Annotated in this window: 16 protein-coding genes; 2 read left to right on the top strand and 14 right to left on the bottom strand. The window is 71.8% G+C overall.

Annotation, left to right across the window (positions count from 1 at the left end):
* Positions 1 to 7 precede the first annotated feature (7 nt).
* The 14 genes from ACLJQZ_RS34705 to ACLJQZ_RS34640 form a co-directional block, all read right to left on the bottom strand.
* Positions 8 to 1,774, bottom strand: a complete 1,767-nt coding sequence (locus tag ACLJQZ_RS34705) for a hypothetical protein (protein ID WP_410624203.1) — start codon at positions 1,772 to 1,774, stop codon at positions 8 to 10.
* A 44-nt stretch (positions 1,775 to 1,818) separates the two neighbouring features.
* Positions 1,819 to 2,691, bottom strand: a complete 873-nt coding sequence (locus ACLJQZ_RS34700; RefSeq protein ID WP_247062263.1) for an AAA family ATPase — start codon at positions 2,689 to 2,691, stop codon at positions 1,819 to 1,821.
* A 668-nt stretch (positions 2,692 to 3,359) separates the two neighbouring features.
* Complete coding sequence (locus tag ACLJQZ_RS34695; protein WP_410624201.1) at positions 3,360 to 3,950, bottom strand: NTP transferase domain-containing protein; 591 nt, start codon at positions 3,948 to 3,950, stop codon at positions 3,360 to 3,362.
* The gene (locus ACLJQZ_RS34690) at positions 3,943 to 4,776 is read right to left on the bottom strand and encodes an IclR family transcriptional regulator C-terminal domain-containing protein (RefSeq protein ID WP_410624199.1); all 834 of its coding nucleotides are present in this window, start codon (positions 4,774 to 4,776) and stop codon (positions 3,943 to 3,945) included. Before ACLJQZ_RS34690 ends, ACLJQZ_RS34695 begins: the two co-directional genes overlap by 8 nt.
* A gap of 9 nt (positions 4,777 to 4,785) precedes the next feature.
* Complete coding sequence (gene pcaC, locus ACLJQZ_RS34685; protein WP_328649975.1) at positions 4,786 to 5,190, bottom strand: 4-carboxymuconolactone decarboxylase; 405 nt, start codon at positions 5,188 to 5,190, stop codon at positions 4,786 to 4,788.
* Between the two features lie 26 nt (positions 5,191 to 5,216).
* Complete coding sequence (pcaD, locus tag ACLJQZ_RS34680; protein WP_410624198.1) at positions 5,217 to 5,993, bottom strand: 3-oxoadipate enol-lactonase; 777 nt, start codon at positions 5,991 to 5,993, stop codon at positions 5,217 to 5,219.
* A 14-nt stretch (positions 5,994 to 6,007) separates the two neighbouring features.
* Positions 6,008 to 6,562 (bottom strand): protocatechuate 3,4-dioxygenase subunit alpha, encoded by a 555-nt coding sequence (gene pcaG, locus ACLJQZ_RS34675; RefSeq protein ID WP_410624196.1) that lies wholly within the window; start codon positions 6,560 to 6,562, stop codon positions 6,008 to 6,010.
* On the bottom strand, positions 6,562 to 7,299 hold the full coding sequence (gene pcaH, locus ACLJQZ_RS34670; protein WP_410624194.1) for a protocatechuate 3,4-dioxygenase subunit beta: 738 nt from the start codon (positions 7,297 to 7,299) through the stop codon (positions 6,562 to 6,564). The genes pcaG and pcaH overlap by 1 nt, the downstream gene beginning before the upstream one ends.
* A 10-nt stretch (positions 7,300 to 7,309) precedes the next feature.
* On the bottom strand, positions 7,310 to 8,491 hold the full coding sequence (locus ACLJQZ_RS34665; RefSeq protein ID WP_410624193.1) for a thiolase family protein: 1,182 nt from the start codon (positions 8,489 to 8,491) through the stop codon (positions 7,310 to 7,312).
* A 16-nt stretch (positions 8,492 to 8,507) separates the two neighbouring features.
* Positions 8,508 to 9,266, bottom strand: a complete 759-nt coding sequence (locus ACLJQZ_RS34660; protein ID WP_410624191.1) for a CoA-transferase subunit beta — start codon at positions 9,264 to 9,266, stop codon at positions 8,508 to 8,510.
* Positions 9,263 to 9,529 (bottom strand): hypothetical protein, encoded by a 267-nt coding sequence (locus ACLJQZ_RS34655; RefSeq protein ID WP_410624189.1) that lies wholly within the window; start codon positions 9,527 to 9,529, stop codon positions 9,263 to 9,265. The genes ACLJQZ_RS34660 and ACLJQZ_RS34655 overlap by 4 nt, the downstream gene beginning before the upstream one ends.
* A complete protein-coding gene (locus ACLJQZ_RS34650) occupies positions 9,526 to 10,335 on the bottom strand; it encodes a CoA transferase subunit A (protein WP_410624187.1) in 810 nt (269 codons plus the stop codon). Before ACLJQZ_RS34650 ends, ACLJQZ_RS34655 begins: the two co-directional genes overlap by 4 nt.
* Before the next feature lie 428 nt (positions 10,336 to 10,763).
* Complete coding sequence (locus tag ACLJQZ_RS34645) at positions 10,764 to 11,237, bottom strand: ABC transporter substrate-binding protein (protein WP_410624185.1); 474 nt, start codon at positions 11,235 to 11,237, stop codon at positions 10,764 to 10,766.
* A 10-nt stretch (positions 11,238 to 11,247) separates the two neighbouring features.
* The gene (locus tag ACLJQZ_RS34640; protein WP_410624183.1) at positions 11,248 to 12,438 is read right to left on the bottom strand and encodes an ROK family protein; all 1,191 of its coding nucleotides are present in this window, start codon (positions 12,436 to 12,438) and stop codon (positions 11,248 to 11,250) included.
* Between the two features lie 76 nt (positions 12,439 to 12,514).
* Here ACLJQZ_RS34640 and ACLJQZ_RS34635 point away from each other — a divergent pair, with 76 nt between their 5' ends.
* Together ACLJQZ_RS34635 and ACLJQZ_RS34630 are read left to right on the top strand one after the other, a co-directional pair.
* Positions 12,515 to 14,602 (top strand): alpha-galactosidase, encoded by a 2,088-nt coding sequence (locus tag ACLJQZ_RS34635; RefSeq protein WP_410624181.1) that lies wholly within the window; start codon positions 12,515 to 12,517, stop codon positions 14,600 to 14,602.
* Between the two features lie 108 nt (positions 14,603 to 14,710).
* Positions 14,711 to 15,598 carry an SGNH/GDSL hydrolase family protein gene (locus ACLJQZ_RS34630; RefSeq protein WP_410624179.1) on the top strand — a complete coding sequence of 296 codons (888 nt, stop codon included), beginning with the start codon at positions 14,711 to 14,713 and terminating at the stop codon, positions 15,596 to 15,598.
* The last annotated feature ends 32 nt before the right edge of the window (positions 15,599 to 15,630 follow it).

Here is a 15,630-nt window from a genome sequence, read left to right as displayed (position 1 = left end):
GTCCGGGTCAGGAGACCTTGATGCCGGGCTTGACCGGTGCGCAGGCGCGGAGGCCGGCGGTCTTGTTGAGCTCCAGGATCGGCGGGAGCGTCTTCTGCGCGTACGCCTGCAGTTCCGCGAGCTTCGCGGGGTCGACCAGGTCGCGGCGGACGTGGTAGCTGACCCAGTTGCGCGAGTCGACGGTGTCGTCGCCGATCGGGCGGTTCACGAAGATCGTCGCGTAGTCGCGGTCGAAGCGCGGGTCCTTGTCGAACTGCAGCGTCGTGATCCACGAACCGATGAAGGTGATCATCTCTGGCTTCGCGACGTTGAACGTGTAGTCGCGCAGGCCGGCCATGTCCGCCTTGTGCAGGTAGTCGGCGATCGGCTTGTCGCCGAGGCCGGCCAGGTCGAGCACCCGGATGCGGCTGCCCAGCGACGTCCCGCCGAGGTCGATCAGGCCGACCTGGGCCGTGTCGGGCAGCTTCAGGATGTCCGCGAAACCGTTGATGGCCTGGGCGTCGCGCTCGGCGACGATGCAGAACGCCGTCTTCGCGTGGGCGCGGTACGTCGTGCCCTGCGTGTAGAGCCCGCTGACCGAGCTGACCAGCGCGACCACCAGCAGGCAGGCCAGCGCGATCCGGCCGCGCAGCCGGGCCGCGGCCAGCGCCTCGACCACCACGATCGCGCCGCCGAACGCGCCGAGCGTCCACACCGGCGTCGCGAACCGCAGCTGGCCCATCCAGTCGTACTCGAGCACGATGAACGCGACCACGGTCAGCCCGAACGGCGCCAGCAGCGCGACCAGGCCGGTGCGCAGCTTCGAGGGCCGGACCAGCAGCATCACCAGGCACGCGACGGCGACCGCGACGACCAGCCAGCCGATGTAGTCCACGATCTGGGCGGGCCGGTCGAGGTCGTCGAGGGTGGGCGGGTCCTGCCCCTTCGCGACCGCGGTGTTGGGCACCAGCCGGCCGAACTCGAACCAGCGGAAGACCACGTAGGCGCCGTAGGGCACGGCGAACGCGGCCACCGAGACGACGACCGCGCGGATGCTGCGGGCGAGCAGTTCGCGCTTGAGGAACAGCGCGACGACGATCGGGTACGCGCCGGCGTAGATGATCCCGTCCGGCCGGGTCAGCGCGGCGGCCATGGCGATCAGGCCGGTACCGATGGCGACCTGGTGGTTCAGCAGCTTGCCGCTCTGGACGGCGCGCAGGCAGAGCACCGCGATCGCGGCGACGGTCAGCGCGTAGAACGAGTTCTCCAGGCCGGAGAAGCACCAGATCACGAACGACGGGATCGCGGCGAGCGCCGCCCCGGCGACGAAGGTGATCAGGGCGGGCCGGCGGCTGAGCGTCTTCGCGCCGAAGTAGAACAGGACCAGGATGCCGAGGCAGCAGGCCAGGGCGAGGGCCTTCGGGAACAGGATCTGGTCGTTGACGCCGAAGATCGTGCCGTGGTCGAACAGCCCGACGAGCTTGCCCAGCGCGAGCAGGATCATCCAGGTCGGGTTGGAGTACCCCTCGACCGGCAGGGCGCCGGGCTGCAGCACCGGGCCGAACCCGTCGGCGACGTCACGCGAGTAGGCGAACGTGATCGCCGCGTCGTCGATCAGCCAGTTGCCGTAGAGCGAGGCGTGCGCGGCGATCAGCGCGGTGCCCCCGAGGATCGCCGCGACGGCGGCCAGCTTGGGCCGCCACCCCCGGCGGGTGTCCGTCGGACCGGCCGGCTGGGGCCGATCCGGATCCGGCTCGGCCAGTGGTCGCGCCTCGGTCGTCTCCGCCACACTCATGCCTCAGGTCCTCCCACGCCTTCGGTCATCCCCCGGACCGGCCGTCAGGCGAACAGGGCGTCGAGCTTGGCCCTGACCCGGTCGAGGTCTTCGCTGTATTTCAGGACCGCACCGAGCGTTCTCGCCGCTGATGCCGCGTCCAGTTCGTCACGGTGGAGAGTCATCAGGGCTTTCGCCCAATCGAGTGACTCCGCTACTCCAGGTGGTTTCAGCAGGTCCATTTGCCGGAGCCGTTGCACCGCTTCAGCGACCTGCCGAGCCAGAACTTCACCTATTAGCGGGATCCTACGGCGCAGGATCGTGACCTCTCGAACCAGGTCCGGGTGTTCCAGCCAGTGGTAGAGGCACCGCCGTTTGAGCGCGTCGTGCACCTCACGGGTCCGATTGGAGGTCAGCACCACCAGCGGCGGCTGCTCCGCGCGGACCTCGCCGTACTCGGGGATGGTCACGGCGTACTCGTCGAGCAGCTGCAGGAGAAAGGCCTCGAACTCGTCGTCGGCGCGGTCGATCTCGTCGATCAGCAGCACGCACGGGGCGCTGATGAGGGCCTGCAGCAGCGGCCGGGCCAGCAGGAACCGCTCGGTGTAGAGGGAGCGCTCGGCGGTCTCGACGTCGATGCCCCCGCTCGCTTCGAGGGCGCGCAGGTGCAGGAGCTGCCGCGGGAAGTCCCACTCGTAGAGAGCCTGGGCGGCGTCGATGCCCTCGTGGCACTGGAGCCGCACGAGCGGCCGGTCGAGCGCGGTGGCCAGCGCGAGGGCGAGGGCGGTCTTGCCGGTGCCGGGTTCGCCTTCGCAGAAGAGCGGCCGCCCCATCCGCAGGGCGAGGAACCCGGCGGTGGCGAGCCCGTCATCGGCGAGATAACCGGTCCGATCCAGCGCGGCGGCGAGTTCTTCGGGTGAGGCGAGCGAGTCGGTCACGATCTCGATCGTAGGGGCCGGCAAGCTTCGGCGCGGCTTACGGCTGAGGCGGCCCGGCAGGTCGGCGGGGTCGGGAGGGATCGCGGCCGGGGTGGTGAGGGCGCGTGAGGTGGCTGCGGCCGGGTGGGCGGCGGGGTCGGCGGGGTCGGCGGCGGCTGCGACGGCTCGGCAGGTCGGCGCGGTTGTGCAGGGCATTCGCGGGGGCGGCCAAAGCTGCGACAGGTCGGCGCGGTGGTGCCAGCGGCAAAGAGGCCGCGGGGTGGTTGCCGGGTGGTTGCGCCGAGCGAGGCTCGCGGGGACGTGCCGAGCGGGGCTCGCGGGGACGTAAGGCCGAGCCGGTGAGGCGGCGGGGTCGGCCGCAATCTCAGCGAGGAGGGCTCGGCAGGTCAGCAAGGTCGCCGCGGGGTGGTGGAGGCTGACTAGGTACCAGGTTTGTCGCCGGGGCAGGTCGGCCCAGGTCGCGCGGATCGGCCCAGATCGGGCAGGTCGGACCAGATCGCGCGGGTCGGCCCAGATCGGCAGGTCGGCCCAAATCGGGCAGGTCGGCCCACGTCGCGCCGGTCGGCCCAGATCGCGCGGGTCGGCCCAGATCGCGCAGGTCGGCCCACGTCGCGCAGGTCGGCCCACGTCAGGCGGAGTAGCTCCGGGGCGACCCAGGCCGGGCCAGGTCAGCCGGGGCTTGCCGAGTTCGGGAAGTCTGCGCGGTGGTCCACGTCGCGGCCGCTGCCCAGGTCGGCGCACTCGATCAGTCTCAGGTCCGTGCGGGTTGCCAGCCAGTCTCGGGCTCCTCGGTCGCCCTCGGCTGTTTTTGCTATTTGCGGCCACCAGGTGCGGCCCAGTAGGACCGGGTGGCCCGGGATGCCCTCGTAAGCCGCCCGGGCGACGGTGTCCGCGGTTGCTTCGGTTGCTACCCGGGTGAGGATTTCGGGACCCACCCAGGGGAGGTCGACCAGGTGGACCAGTGCCGCTACCGGTCCCTCCAGCCGGTCCAGCTCGGCCAGGCCGGTGCGCAGGGAGGCTCCCATGCCCGTTGCCCAGTCCTCGGCTACTACCACCATGTCGGGGTCCGGTAGCAGGGCCCGAACCTCGTCGGCTGCTGCGCCCACGACTACTCGGATCGGGGTGCAGCCTGCTGCCTCCATGATCCGCAGGGCGCGTCGGACCAGGGGTTCGCCGTCCAGGTCGGCCAGGGCCTTCGGGCCTCCGAATCGGCGGCCGGCGCCCGCGGCCAAGAGGAGGCCGGCTACCCGCTCAGCCATGGGCTCGGCCCGGGGCTCCTACCGACAGGTCCGACTCGATCGCGCGGGCCGTGGCCAGCAGGGGTGGGACCAGGTCGCGCTCCACCGACTCGGCCGTGGTGCGGCTCGCGTGCGTCGAGAGGTTCACCGCCGCGACCACCGTGCCCCGGCGGTCGTGGATCGGGGCCGCGACCGAGCGGAGGCCCTCCTCCAGCTCCTGGTCGACCATGGCCCAGCCCTGCTCGCCGACCCGGGCCAGCTCGGTGCGCAGGCGCTCGGGTGAGGTGACCGTGCGGTCGGTGAGGCGGTCCAGCCTCGCGACCACCAGGTACGCCTCCAGCTCCGCGGCGCTGAGGCCGGTCAGGAGGACGTGCCCCATCGACGTCGCGTGCGCCGGGAAGCGGGTGCCCACGTTGATGCTCACCGTCATGATGCGCGAGACCGCCACCCGCGCCACGTAGACGATGTCGGTCCCCTCCAGCACCGAGACCGAGCTCGACTCGTGCACGTCGGCCGACAGGTGTTCGAGGTGGGGCTGCGCCACCTCGGGCAGCGTCATGCTCGACAGGTACGAGTAGCCCAGCTCCAGGACGCGGGCGGTGAGCGAGAAGTACTTGCCGTCCGTGCGGACGTAACCGAGGTCGGTCAGCGTCAGCAGGAACCGGCGGGCCGCGGCGCGGGTCAGGCCCGTCGCGCGGGCGACGTCGCTCAAGGTCAGTTCGGCCGCGCCCGCGTGGAACGCCTTGATGACGGCCAGCCCGCGCTCCAGCGACTGCACGTGGTGGGCACCACGGTGAGCCGGCTCGCCGTCCAGTTCGACTTCGAAGGGGGGCAGACTCGCGTCCATTCCGAGACCCTATCCGGCGTCGGCGGGCAGGGCGCTCGGCTCGCCCAGCTCGGCCAAGGCGCGCTGGGCGATGGCGAACGCCGCGTTCGCCGCCGGCGCGCCCGCGTAGACGGCCGTGTGGAGCAGGACCTCGCCGATCTCGGCCGCGGTCAGGCCGTTGCGGACCGCGGCCCGGACGTGCATCGGCAGCTCGTTGTGCGCGTGCAACGCCGTCAGGGCCGCCAGCGTGACGCAACTGCGGGTGCGCCGGTCCAGGCCGTCGCGGGACCAGACGGTGCCCCATGCGCCCTCGGTGATGTAGTCCTGGAACGGGCGGCTGAACTCGGTCGTGCCCGCGACCGCGCGGTCGACGTGCTCGTCGCCCAGCACCTCGCGGCGCACCTTCATGCCCTGCTCGTGGCGGTCGTCGGTCACGCGGTCGCCGGTCACGCGGTTGTCTGTCACAGTGCCTCCAGGTGCCCGAGGATCAGCCTGGTGAACTCCTCGGGCTGCTCGTAGTTGCCCAGGTGCGCGGCGTCCGCCACGACCTCCAGCCGCGCGCCGGGGATGCCGTCGGCGATCGGGCGGCAGTGCTCGTCGGGCGAGGTGGCCGGGTCGCCGGCGCCGGCGATGACCAGCGTGGGGGCGGCGATCTTCGGCAGCACGTCGAGCAGGTCCATCCGCTCGATCGCGCCGCAGCAGGACGCGTAGCCCTCGGCCGGGACCTCGGAGATCATCGAGCGCAGGAACGCGGCGCGGTCGGGGTGCCGTTCGCGATAGGCGGGCGTCAGCCACCGGCCGACACCCGCGCCGGCCACGGACGCGGTGCCTTCCGCGCGGACCGTCCGGGCGCGGTCCGCCCACATGTCCGGCGGGCCGAGCTTGGCGGACGTGCAGCACAGCACCAGGCTTGCGATCCGGTCGGGCGCGTGGACACCGAGCCACATGCCGGTCATCCCGCCGAGTGACAGCCCCACCAGGTGCGCCTTCGCGACGCCGAGGTCGTCCAGCAGCGCGAGGAAGTCGGCGCCCAGGTCGTCGAGGTCGTACGGGCCGGGCGGCACCGGCGACGCGCCGTGGCCGCGCGTGTCGTACCGCACCACCCGGAACCCGCGCTCCAGCAACGGAACCACCTGGGGTTCCCACATCCGGAGGTCACTGCCCAATGAACCGGCGAACACCACCACCGGCCCGTCTTCAGGGCCTTCGACGACCCGGTGCACCGGTACGGCGTTCACGTTCCCATCTCCGTTCATAGGGCGAAGAACACCGTCTCACCGTCGCCCTGCAACCGCACGTCGAAGCGGTAGCCGTCCGCGGTCTTCGCGGCGATCAGCGTGTCGCGCCGCTCCTCCGGCACCGTCGCCAGCGTCGGGTCCGCCGAGTTGTCCTGGTCCGCGAAGTAGATCCGCGTGACGACCCGGTTCAGCAGGCCGCGCGCGAACACCGACACGTCGATGTGGCGCGCCTGGGTGGTGCCGCCCCCGCCGGGCAGCGGGCCCGGCAGCAGGGTCAGGATCCCGTACGTGCCATCGGTTTCCGTCGGGCAGCGGCCGAAGGCGCGGAACTCGCCGGACGCCTCGCCGCGGGGGTCGTCGGGGTGGTGGAAGCCGCCTTCGGGGTCGGCCTGCCAGGTCTCGATCATGGCGTCCGGGACCGGGTCGCCGGCGCCGTCGCGCACCGTGCCGCGGATCCAGAGCGCGCCGGGGGTGCCTTCCGGGACGACGTACGGGCCGTCGGGCCAGGGCAGGCCGATCGACAGGTACGGACCGACGGTCTGCGAAGGAGTGGGGAGCAGCCTGGGCATCAGTCCTCGTCCTCTTCTTCCTCTTCGAACACCGATGCCTCGCGCCCGCGCAGCACGATGTCGAACTGATAGCCGAGCGCCCACTCCGGCTGCGTGATCTCGTGGTCGTACCGGGAAACCATGCGCTGCCGGGCCTGCTCGTCCGGGATCGAGTTGAAGATCGGGTCCTGGGAGAACAGCGGGTCGTCCGGGAAGTACATCTGGGTGACCAGCCGCTGGGTGAACGCCGAGCCGAACACCGAGAAGTGGATGTGCGCGGGGCGCCAGGCGTTGTCGTGGTTCTTCCACGGGTACGCGCCGGGCTTGATGGTGGTGAAGGTGTAGCGCCCGTCGCTGTCGGTGAGGGCGCGCCCGACGCCGTCGAAGTTCGGGTCGAGCGGGGACGGCCAGCGGTCGCCGGTGTGCCGGTAGCGCCCGCCCGCGTTCGCCTGCCAGATCTCGATCAGCGAGTCGCGCACCGGACGGCCGTCGCCGTCGAGCAGCCGGCCGGTGACGATGATCCGCTGGCCCTGCGGCTCCTCCGCGTGCCGGCGGGTGAGGTCGTTGTCGTGCTCGCCGAGCCGGCCGGGGCCGAGCAGCGGACCGGTGACCTCGGTCAGCATCTGCGGGAGCAGCACCAGCGGTTGCCGCGGGTACCGCAACGCCGTGGACCGGTAGCCGGTGAAGCCCAGCGGCGGGTGCGTGCCTTCGGGGTCCGGCCCGTAGCGCGGCAGCTTGAGTTCGGTCGGAGCAGCCATGGTGCCTCCCTTACCGGCCTTCGAGGACGACGGCCAGGCCCTGGCCGACGCCGATGCAGATGGCGGCGAGTCCCCAGCCCCCGCCGCGGCGGTGCAGATCGTGCGCCAGGGTGCCGAGGATGCGGCCACCGGACGCACCGAGCGGGTGGCCGATGGCGATCGCGCCGCCGTGGGTGTTGACGATCTCCGGATCGAGCTTCGGCCAGTCGCGCAGGCACGCCAGCGACTGCGCGGCGAAGGCCTCGTTCAGCTCGACCGCGGCCAGGTCGTCCCAGCCGATGCCGGCGCGCTCCAGCGCGATCTCGGCCGCGCGCACCGGGCCGATGCCGAAGACGTCCGGGTCGACCCCCGCCGCGCCGCGGCCGGCGATCCGGGCGAGCGGCGCCCGGCCGAGCCGGTTCGCCGCCGCTTCGTCACCCAGCAGCAGCGCCGAGGCGCCGTCGTTGAGCGGTGACGCGTTGCCCGCCGTGACGGTGCCGTTTTCCTTGCGGAACGCGGGCTTGAGCTTCGCCAGCTTCTCCGGGCTGGAGTCCGGGCGGATGCTCTCGTCGCGGGTCAGGTCCACGCCGTCGACCGGGACGACCAGGTCGTCGTAGAAGCCCTCGTCCCACGCCTTGGCGGCGTTGACGTGGCTGCGCGCCGCGAAGGCGTCCTGCTCGTCACGGCCGATGCCGTACTGCTCGGCGAGCTTCTCGGTGGACTCGCCGAGGGAGATCGTCCAGTGCCCCGGCATCGCCGGGTTGACCATGCGCCAGCCGAGCGCGGTGTTGTAGAGGGTCTGGTTGCCCGCCGGGAACGCCTTCTCCGGCTTGGGCATGACCAGCGGCGAGCGGGTCATCGACTCGACGCCGCCGGCGACCACCAGGGACGCGTCGCCGACCTGGATCGACCGGCTGGCCTGCATCACCGCGTCGAGCCCGGAACCGCACAGCCGGTTGACGGTGTTGCCGGGGATGCTCGTCGGCCAGCCCGCGAGCAGGGTGGCCATGCGGGCGACGTTGCGGTTGTCCTCGCCCGCGCCGTTCGCGTCGCCGAGGGTCACCTCGTCCACTGTGGACGGATCGAGGTCGTTGCGGGACCGGATGGCCCTGAGCGCGGTCGCGGCGAGGTCGTCCGGCCGGACGCCGGCCAGCGCGCCGCCGTAGCGGCCGAACGGGGTGCGGAGCGCGTCGAGGACGTAGACGTCGGTCATGCGGTGGCCTTCCGGGTCACTTGCTTGCCTTTTCGAGGTCTCGCAGCACGGCCAGCTCCTCTTCGGTGGGGGCGGGGGTGAGCTTGAGATCGTCCGCGACCTTCAGTGTCCACCCGGTCGCCGCCACCGCTCGCTCCAGTTCGACGCCCGGGTGGAGCTCGGTGAGGGTCAGCTCCGCGGTCTCCGGGTCGGGGCGCAGCAGGCCCAGGTCGGTGACCACCAGGGTCGGGCCCCGGCCCGGGAGCCCGAGGCGTTCGCGATCGCCCTTGCCGGTGCCGTGGCCGAAGGACGTCACGAAGTCGACCTTCTCGACGAACGCGCGGGGATTCTGCCGGAGCACGACGAACACCTCGCGGCAGGACGCGGCGATCTCCGGGGCGCCGCCGGCGCCGGGCAGGCGGACCTTCGGATCGTGGTAGTCCGAGCCGATCACGGTGGTGTTGATGTTGCCGAACTTGTCCAGCTGGGCGGCGCCGAGGAAGCCGACGTCGATGCGGCCGGGCTGGAGCCAGTAGTTGAAGATCTCCGGGACGCTGACCACGGCGTCGGAGGTCTCGGCCAGCTCGCCGTCGCCGATGGAGAGCGGGAGGCGGGACGGCTTCGCGCCGAGGCAGCCGGACTCGTAGATCAGGGTCAGGTCCGGGGCGTGGGTGCGACGGGCCAGGTTGGCCGCCTTGCTCGGCAGGCCGATGCCGACGAAGCAGGACATGCCGTCGCCGAGGGCGCGGGCGGCCGCGACGCTCATCATCTCGTCGGCGGTGTAGTCGGTGGTCATGCCGTTGCCTCCGCGGTGGAGCCGGTGTCGGGGATTGTCGCGGTGGGGACCGGGGCGGTGGGCGCCGCCTCGGGGAAGGAGGCAGCGACCGCCCGGCCGGACGAGCGGGCCGGGGTCGCGCGAGCCGGATCCACGCCGGCTCGGCCGAAGATCGCCGCGTCGGAGAAGGGGGCCGTGACCTCGCCGCCGAGCGTCCGGGACGACGTGCTGCCGGTGGGCTGCGCCGGGGAGAACCCGTGCCCCACGGCCGGGGTGGGGGTCATGCCGTTACCCCGTTCAGGTCGTTGAGCCACTTCGTGAACGCCTCGCGATCGCGGCCCACTTCGTCCCAGGCCTGGTACGCCGAGTTGTCGCGTTCGTAGTAGCCCGCCGCGTACGACGGCTTGGCGCCGCCGGGGACTTCCGACACCGCCGTGACCACCCAGCCCGGGAGGATGACCGCGCCGGGGCGGGGTTCCAGGTCGTCGACGATCTCCTCCACCGTCACCAGCGAGCGTTTCGCCGCCAGGACCGCTTCCTTCTGGACGCCGGTGATGCCCCACATCTGGACGTTGCCCGCGCGGTCCGCTCGCTGGGCGTGGACGATCGTGACGTCCGGGTTCAGGGCCGGCACCGCTGTCAGCTGCTCGCCGGTGAAGGGGCAGGTGATCGGCTTGATGGTGTCGGTCTGCGCGGGGAGATCCGTGCCCGTGTAGCCGCGCAGGACCGCGAACGGGAGGCCCGACGCGCCCGCGACGTAGCGGTTCGCCATGCCCGCGTGGCTGTGCTCCTCGATCGCCAGGGGAACCGGCCAGTCGTGCTGGACCGCGTCGCGGAACCGGTGCAACGAGCCGACGCCGGGGTTGCCGCCCCACGAGAAGATCAGCTTGCTCGCGCAGCCGGCACCGATGAGCTGGTCGTACACGATGTCCGGGGTCATCCGCACCAGCGTGAGGTCACGCCGCCGCTGGCGGATGATCTCCTGCCCGGCCGCGACCGGGATGAGGTGCGTGAAGCCCTCCAGCGCGACGGTGTCACCGTCGTGCACCAGCCGGGCCACGGCCTCTTCCAGCGACAGCAGCTCCGCCATCCCGCGCTCCCACCTGTTCGCATCACGCACACTCGTTCTGACATCGAACATAACACGATGGCCGGGGCGGCGACCAGACGTCTTCCACCCAATGGATGACGCAGGCACGACGAAGGGGACTTTTCCCGCCGTTCGCGCGAGACGGTCGCGCCGGAAGAGTCCCCTTCGAGGCAACGATCAGCCGGATCCGGACCAGCCGTTGGCGAACGCGCCGGGGTCGGACCAGTCGGTCGGGTAGCCCTGGAGCAGGCCGCCGGTGTCGTGCAGCTGCTTGAGCCCGGCGATCGCGGCGACGGCTCCGGGAGAAGCGAACGCGACCTTCTTGCCGCCGCTGTCGAAGAAGTCCGCGCCGGACGGCCAGAGCAGCAGCGTCGCGGCCTCGCCGACGCCGTCGGTGCCGACGTACAGGCCCTTCTGCTTGCCGGTGTTCAGCTTGCGGGTCGCGTCGAGCAGTCGGCGAACGTCCGGGGCGGCCGGACGCCCGCGGCCTGCAGCGCGCTCTTGCGGTAGTACAGCATCATGACGTCGTCGAGCGGCGCGAGCAGGCCGTTCTTGACGTTCTGGTAGCGGAAGTCGCCCAGCTCGAACAGGTCCGGCGCCTGCGCGGTGAGCATCGCCGAGTTGAGCTTGGTCTCGTAGTCGCCGGCGATCCAGCTGACGTTGAGCGCGATGTCCGGGTTGGCCTTGGTGAACTCCTGCGCGTACCGCTGAACCGCCTGCTGCGTCCCGGATTCGCCGTACGCGTGGTACCACTGCTGCAGCGTGACCTTCGCGCCCGAGGAGGCACCGGCGTTCTTGTTCAGCGGGTCCGTGGTGCAGCCCGCCAGGGCCGCTCCCCCGGCGAACAGGACGGAACCGACCAGGAAGCTTCGACGATTCAGTTTCGATGTCACAGGGCTCACAACGGACTCCTTAGACGCTCTCGGCGACGAAAAGACTCTGGATGGCGACAGCGGCCGCGCCCCGCGCCCACTCCTCGAACGGCAGCGGCCGGATGACCAGGCCGCAGCGGGCGGCGCTGCCGAACGCCTGGACCGCGAAGGTCCGGCGGATCTGCTCCTCGAACAGGTCGTAGGTGGCGACGCCTTCGCCGGAGACGACGACCCGTTCCGGGCCGACCAGGTTGACCAGCGCGGCCAGGCCGAGCCCGATCGCGTGGCCGGCCGCGGCGAACACCTCGCGCAGCGGCTCGTCACCGCCGCGGGCGCGCGTCACGGCGTCGTCCATGGTCAGCGTGGGTTCTCCGGAGACGTCGCGAGCGCGCAGAAGGATCGCTTCGGTGGACGCGATCGCCTCGACGCAGCCGCGGCCGCCGCAGTGGCAGAGCGGGCCGCCGTCGGCCACCGGGACGTGCCCGATCTCGCCGGCGACGCCGTGCGCACCGCGGACCAGCGCGCCGTCGACCACCAGCGCGCTGCCGATCCCGGTGCCCACGGTGACCAGCGCGAACGACGACGCGCCGACGCCCTCGCCGAACCACTGCTCGGCCACGGTCAGCGCCTTGACGTCGTTCTCCAGCGTCGTCGTCAGGCCGGTCGCCTCGTCGAGCAGCTCGGCGAGCGGGACGTCGCGCCAGCCGAGGAACGGCGAGTAGCGGACGATCCCGGACGCGCGGTCGACGTCGCCGGACACCGCGACGCCGAGGCAGTAGGCCCGCTCGCGCAGGTTGCCGGCGCCGTCCGGCGTCGGCCCGGCCAGCAGCTCCCCGACGAGGTCGGCGAGCGCCCGCACGACGTGGTCGACGTCGTGGCTCGTCAGCGCGTGGTGGGCGGTGGCGCGGACGTCGGCGCGCAGGTCGGTGACCACGCCGATCAGGTCGTCGCCGGTGATCTTGACGCCGACGAAGTACTCGCGGTCCGGACGGATGGCGAGGGGGTTCGCGGGCCGGCCGGCGCCCGGCGTCGTCCGGCCTTCGGAGGCGAGTTCTTCGAGGTAGCCGGCGTCGATGAAGGGCCGGGCCGCCTTGGTGACCGCGGCGGAGGAGAGCCCGGTGCGCCGGGCGACGTCGACGCGGGAGACCGGCCCCTCGGTCAGGACCGTGGTGAACACGGTCGCGGCCGCGGGACTGGTGATCGGCGCCCTTGCCGGTGCACTGCGAGGCATGGCCGGAAAGGTAGGCAGTATTAATTAACTTCGTCAAGAATTTATTTTTCGGCTGGTCGTGCCTAGGCTCAGGACCATGTCGCTCGTGGAACACGACCCCGCGCACCGGCTGTGGCTGCTGCGCACCCCGGAAAGCTCCTACGCCTTCCGGCTCGACGCCGACGACCGGCCGCGGCACGTCCACTGGGGGCCGCCGCTCACGCTGGCGCAGGCCACGCAGGTCGCCGAGCGCCGCAACCCGGCCGAGAGCAGCTTCGACGAGCCGGGCGACGAGCGGCTCGAACTGCCGGCCGAGGGCGGCGCGTTCTTCGGCGTCGCGGCGCTGGCCGTGCGGTTCGAGGACGGGACGTCGGCGCTGGAGTGGCGCTATGCGGGGCATTCCAGCACCGAAGATTCCCTGGACGTGCGGCTGGCCGACCGCCACTACCCGCTGGAACTCTCGCTGCACTACCGCGTGCGCGGGGAGATCCTCGAGCGGTGGACGACCTTGCGCACCACCGGGGACGCGGAGATTGCCTTGCTGCGCACGGATTCCGCGTCCTGGACGCTCCCCCGGCGCGACGGCGCGCGGCTGAGCCGGACGTCGGGTGCGTGGAGTGCCGAGTACGGCGTGCTGCGCGAACCGCTGCCCATCGGCGAGACCACGCTGACCAGCCGTCGCGGCGTGTCGAGCCACCAGGTCAATCCCTGGGTGATGCTCGACGCCGGTGACGCGACGGAGACGTCCGGCGAGGTCTGGTCGACCGCGCTGGCGTGGAGCGGCAGCTGGCGGATCACGGTCGACCACACGCACACCGGCCGCGTCACCTGGACCGGCGGGTTCGGGCACGAGAACGTCTCCTGGCGGCTGAAGCCCGGGGAAACCTGGGAAACGCCGGTGTTCGCGGGGCTCTACGCGGCCGACGGCTTCGGCGGCACGAGCCGGCGCTGGCACGCCTACGTCCGCGAGTTCGTCCAGCCGCACTCCGGCGAGCTGCGGCCGATCGTCTACAACTCCTGGGAAGCCACCGGCTGGGACGTCGACGAGCGGACCGAAACGCATCTCGCCGAGGCCGCCGCGAAGCTCGGCGCCGAGCTGTTCGTGATGGACGACGGCTGGTTCGGCGCGCGCACCGGCGACGCCGCCGGCCTCGGCGACTGGACCGCCAACGAACAGCGCTTCCCCGCCGGGCTCGGGCCACTCGTCAACGCGGTGCACGCGCACGGGATGAAGTTCGGGCTGTGGGTCGAGCCGGAGATGGTCAACCCGGACAGCGACCTCTACCGCGCGCACCCCGACTGGGTGCTGCACATGGCGAACCGCACGCGCACGACGTTGCGCAACCAGCTCGTGCTCAACTTCGCCCGCCCGGACGTCGCGGACTGGGCGCACGAGTGGCTCGACCGGCTCGTCGGCGAGCACGGGATCGACTACCTCAAGTGGGACATGAACCGCGCGTTCACCGAGGCCGGGTGGCCCTCGAGCGCGGATCCGGGACGGCTGTGGATCGACCACGTCCGCGCCGTGTACGCGATCTTCGACCGGCTGCGGGCCGATCACCCGGACCTGCGGATCCAGGGGTGCGCGGGCGGCGGCGGCCGCACCGACCTGGGGATCCTCGCGCGCACCGACGAGATCTGGGCGTCGGACAACACGGACGCGGCCGACCGGATCACCATCCAGCACGGCTACGGCCAGCTCTACCCCGCCGGCACGATGTCGGCCTGGGTCACCGACAGCCCGAACCCGACCACCGGCCGGGAGGCGCCGCTGAACTTCCGGTTCCACGTCGCGATGGCGGGCGTGCTCGGCCTGGGCGGGGACCTGCCTCGCTGGAGTGCCGCCGAACTCGACGAGGCAGCATCGCTCGTGGCGCTGTACAAGGAGATCCGGCCCGTGGTGCAGCACGGCGAGCTGTACCGGCTGGCGGATCCGGCGCGCTCGGCGCTGACCGCGGTGCAGTACGTGCGGGGCGGTGACGTCGTGGTGATCTTCTGGCGGCGACCCGCGGAGTTCGCACGGCCGGTCACGCCACCGCGCCTGGCCGGGCTCGATCCGGCGGCGCGGTACCGCGACCAGGACGGCGTCGTGCACCACGGCGCGGTGCTGCTGAGCCACGGGATCGACGTCGCGCTGCCGGGGAGCGGTTACGCGAGCGCGGTGGTGCGGCTGACCAGGGTCTGAATACCCACGCCGACCGGAGTCACCAGGACGGGTGAGCCGGATTGACTTTCACCGGCCGCGCGTCGAATGTGAAAGGTCTTCACTTCGCCGCTCGCCAACGGAGGCAGCATGCGCAGGCGCCTGTTCACCCTTCTCGCCGTGCCCGCGATCGCCGCGCTCGCCTTCGCCGCCCCGGCGTCGGCGAGCACCAGTTACCACGAGTACGTGGCGCTGGGCGATTCGTGGACCGCCGACGTCTTCGTCACTCTCCCGCCCACGACGCAGTTCACCCCGCTCGACTGCGCACAGTCCACATCGGACTACCCGCACGAGGTGGCCGGCGCGCTCGGCGTCGAAACCTTCCGCGACGCGAGCTGCGGCGGCGCCGCGACGCCCGACTTCACGCAGCCCCAGAAGCTGCCGCTCGGCGGGACGAACCCGCCGCAGTTCGACCGGCTCACGCCGACCACCGATCTGGTGACCGTCGGCATCGGCGGCAACGACATCGGGCTCGCCTCCGCCGTGACCAAGTGCCTCAACCTCCTGCCGGTGAGCACGTGCAAGGCGAAGTTCACCGCCGGTGGCGTCGACCAGCTGGAAAACGCCGTCACGGCGACCGAGCCCAAGATCGCCAACGCGCTGCAGGCGATCCACGCGCGCTCGCCGCAGGCGCGGGTCCTGCTGGTGAACTACCTCGCCGGGCTGCCCGCGAGCGGGAAGGGGTGCTGGCCGGTGATCCCGATCGCCGACGGCGACGTCGCCTACCTGCAGGCGAAGTTCCTCCAGATGAACGCCATGCTCGCGCGGGTCGCCGGGGCCAACGGCGCCGAGCTCGTCGACACCTACACCCCGACCGTCGGCCACGACGCGTGCCAGGCGCCCACCGTGCGCTACGCCGAGGGCCTGATCCCGATCTCGGTGAGCAACCCGCTGCTGCTGGCCTTCCCCTTCCACCCCAACGGCGCGGGCGCGGCGGCGCAGGCGGAGATCGTTCTCGGGGCGGTCCAGCGCGGCTAGGCGGTGTCCTGCAAGTCTGCTCGATGGGCTTC

This window comes from Amycolatopsis sp. cmx-8-4, from assembly GCF_046548675.1.
Classification (GTDB): Bacteria; Actinomycetota; Actinomycetes; order Mycobacteriales; family Pseudonocardiaceae; genus Amycolatopsis.
The sequence above is the reverse complement of the archived record's forward strand: the minus strand, read 5'-3'. Positions and strand labels throughout refer to the sequence as shown.

Coding starts and splice junctions, on each gene's coding strand:
- ACLJQZ_RS34705 (WP_410624203.1), bottom strand. CDS start 1,774: ATGAGTGTGGCGGAGACGACCGAGGCGCGACCACTGGCCGAGCCGGAT.
- ACLJQZ_RS34695 (WP_410624201.1), bottom strand. CDS start 3,950: ATGGCTGAGCGGGTAGCCGGCCTCCTCTTGGCCGCGGGCGCCGGCCGC.
- ACLJQZ_RS34690 (WP_410624199.1), bottom strand. CDS start 4,776: ATGGACGCGAGTCTGCCCCCCTTCGAAGTCGAACTGGACGGCGAGCCG.
- pcaG (WP_410624196.1), bottom strand. CDS start 6,562: ATGCCCAGGCTGCTCCCCACTCCTTCGCAGACCGTCGGTCCGTACCTG.
- pcaH (WP_410624194.1), bottom strand. CDS start 7,299: ATGGCTGCTCCGACCGAACTCAAGCTGCCGCGCTACGGGCCGGACCCC.
- ACLJQZ_RS34665 (WP_410624193.1), bottom strand. CDS start 8,491: ATGACCGACGTCTACGTCCTCGACGCGCTCCGCACCCCGTTCGGCCGC.
- ACLJQZ_RS34660 (WP_410624191.1), bottom strand. CDS start 9,266: ATGACCACCGACTACACCGCCGACGAGATGATGAGCGTCGCGGCCGCC.
- ACLJQZ_RS34655 (WP_410624189.1), bottom strand. CDS start 9,529: ATGACCCCCACCCCGGCCGTGGGGCACGGGTTCTCCCCGGCGCAGCCC.
- ACLJQZ_RS34650 (WP_410624187.1), bottom strand. CDS start 10,335: ATGGCGGAGCTGCTGTCGCTGGAAGAGGCCGTGGCCCGGCTGGTGCAC.
- ACLJQZ_RS34640 (WP_410624183.1), bottom strand. CDS start 12,438: ATGCCTCGCAGTGCACCGGCAAGGGCGCCGATCACCAGTCCCGCGGCC.
- ACLJQZ_RS34635 (WP_410624181.1), top strand. CDS start 12,515: ATGTCGCTCGTGGAACACGACCCCGCGCACCGGCTGTGGCTGCTGCGC.
- ACLJQZ_RS34630 (WP_410624179.1), top strand. CDS start 14,711: ATGCGCAGGCGCCTGTTCACCCTTCTCGCCGTGCCCGCGATCGCCGCG.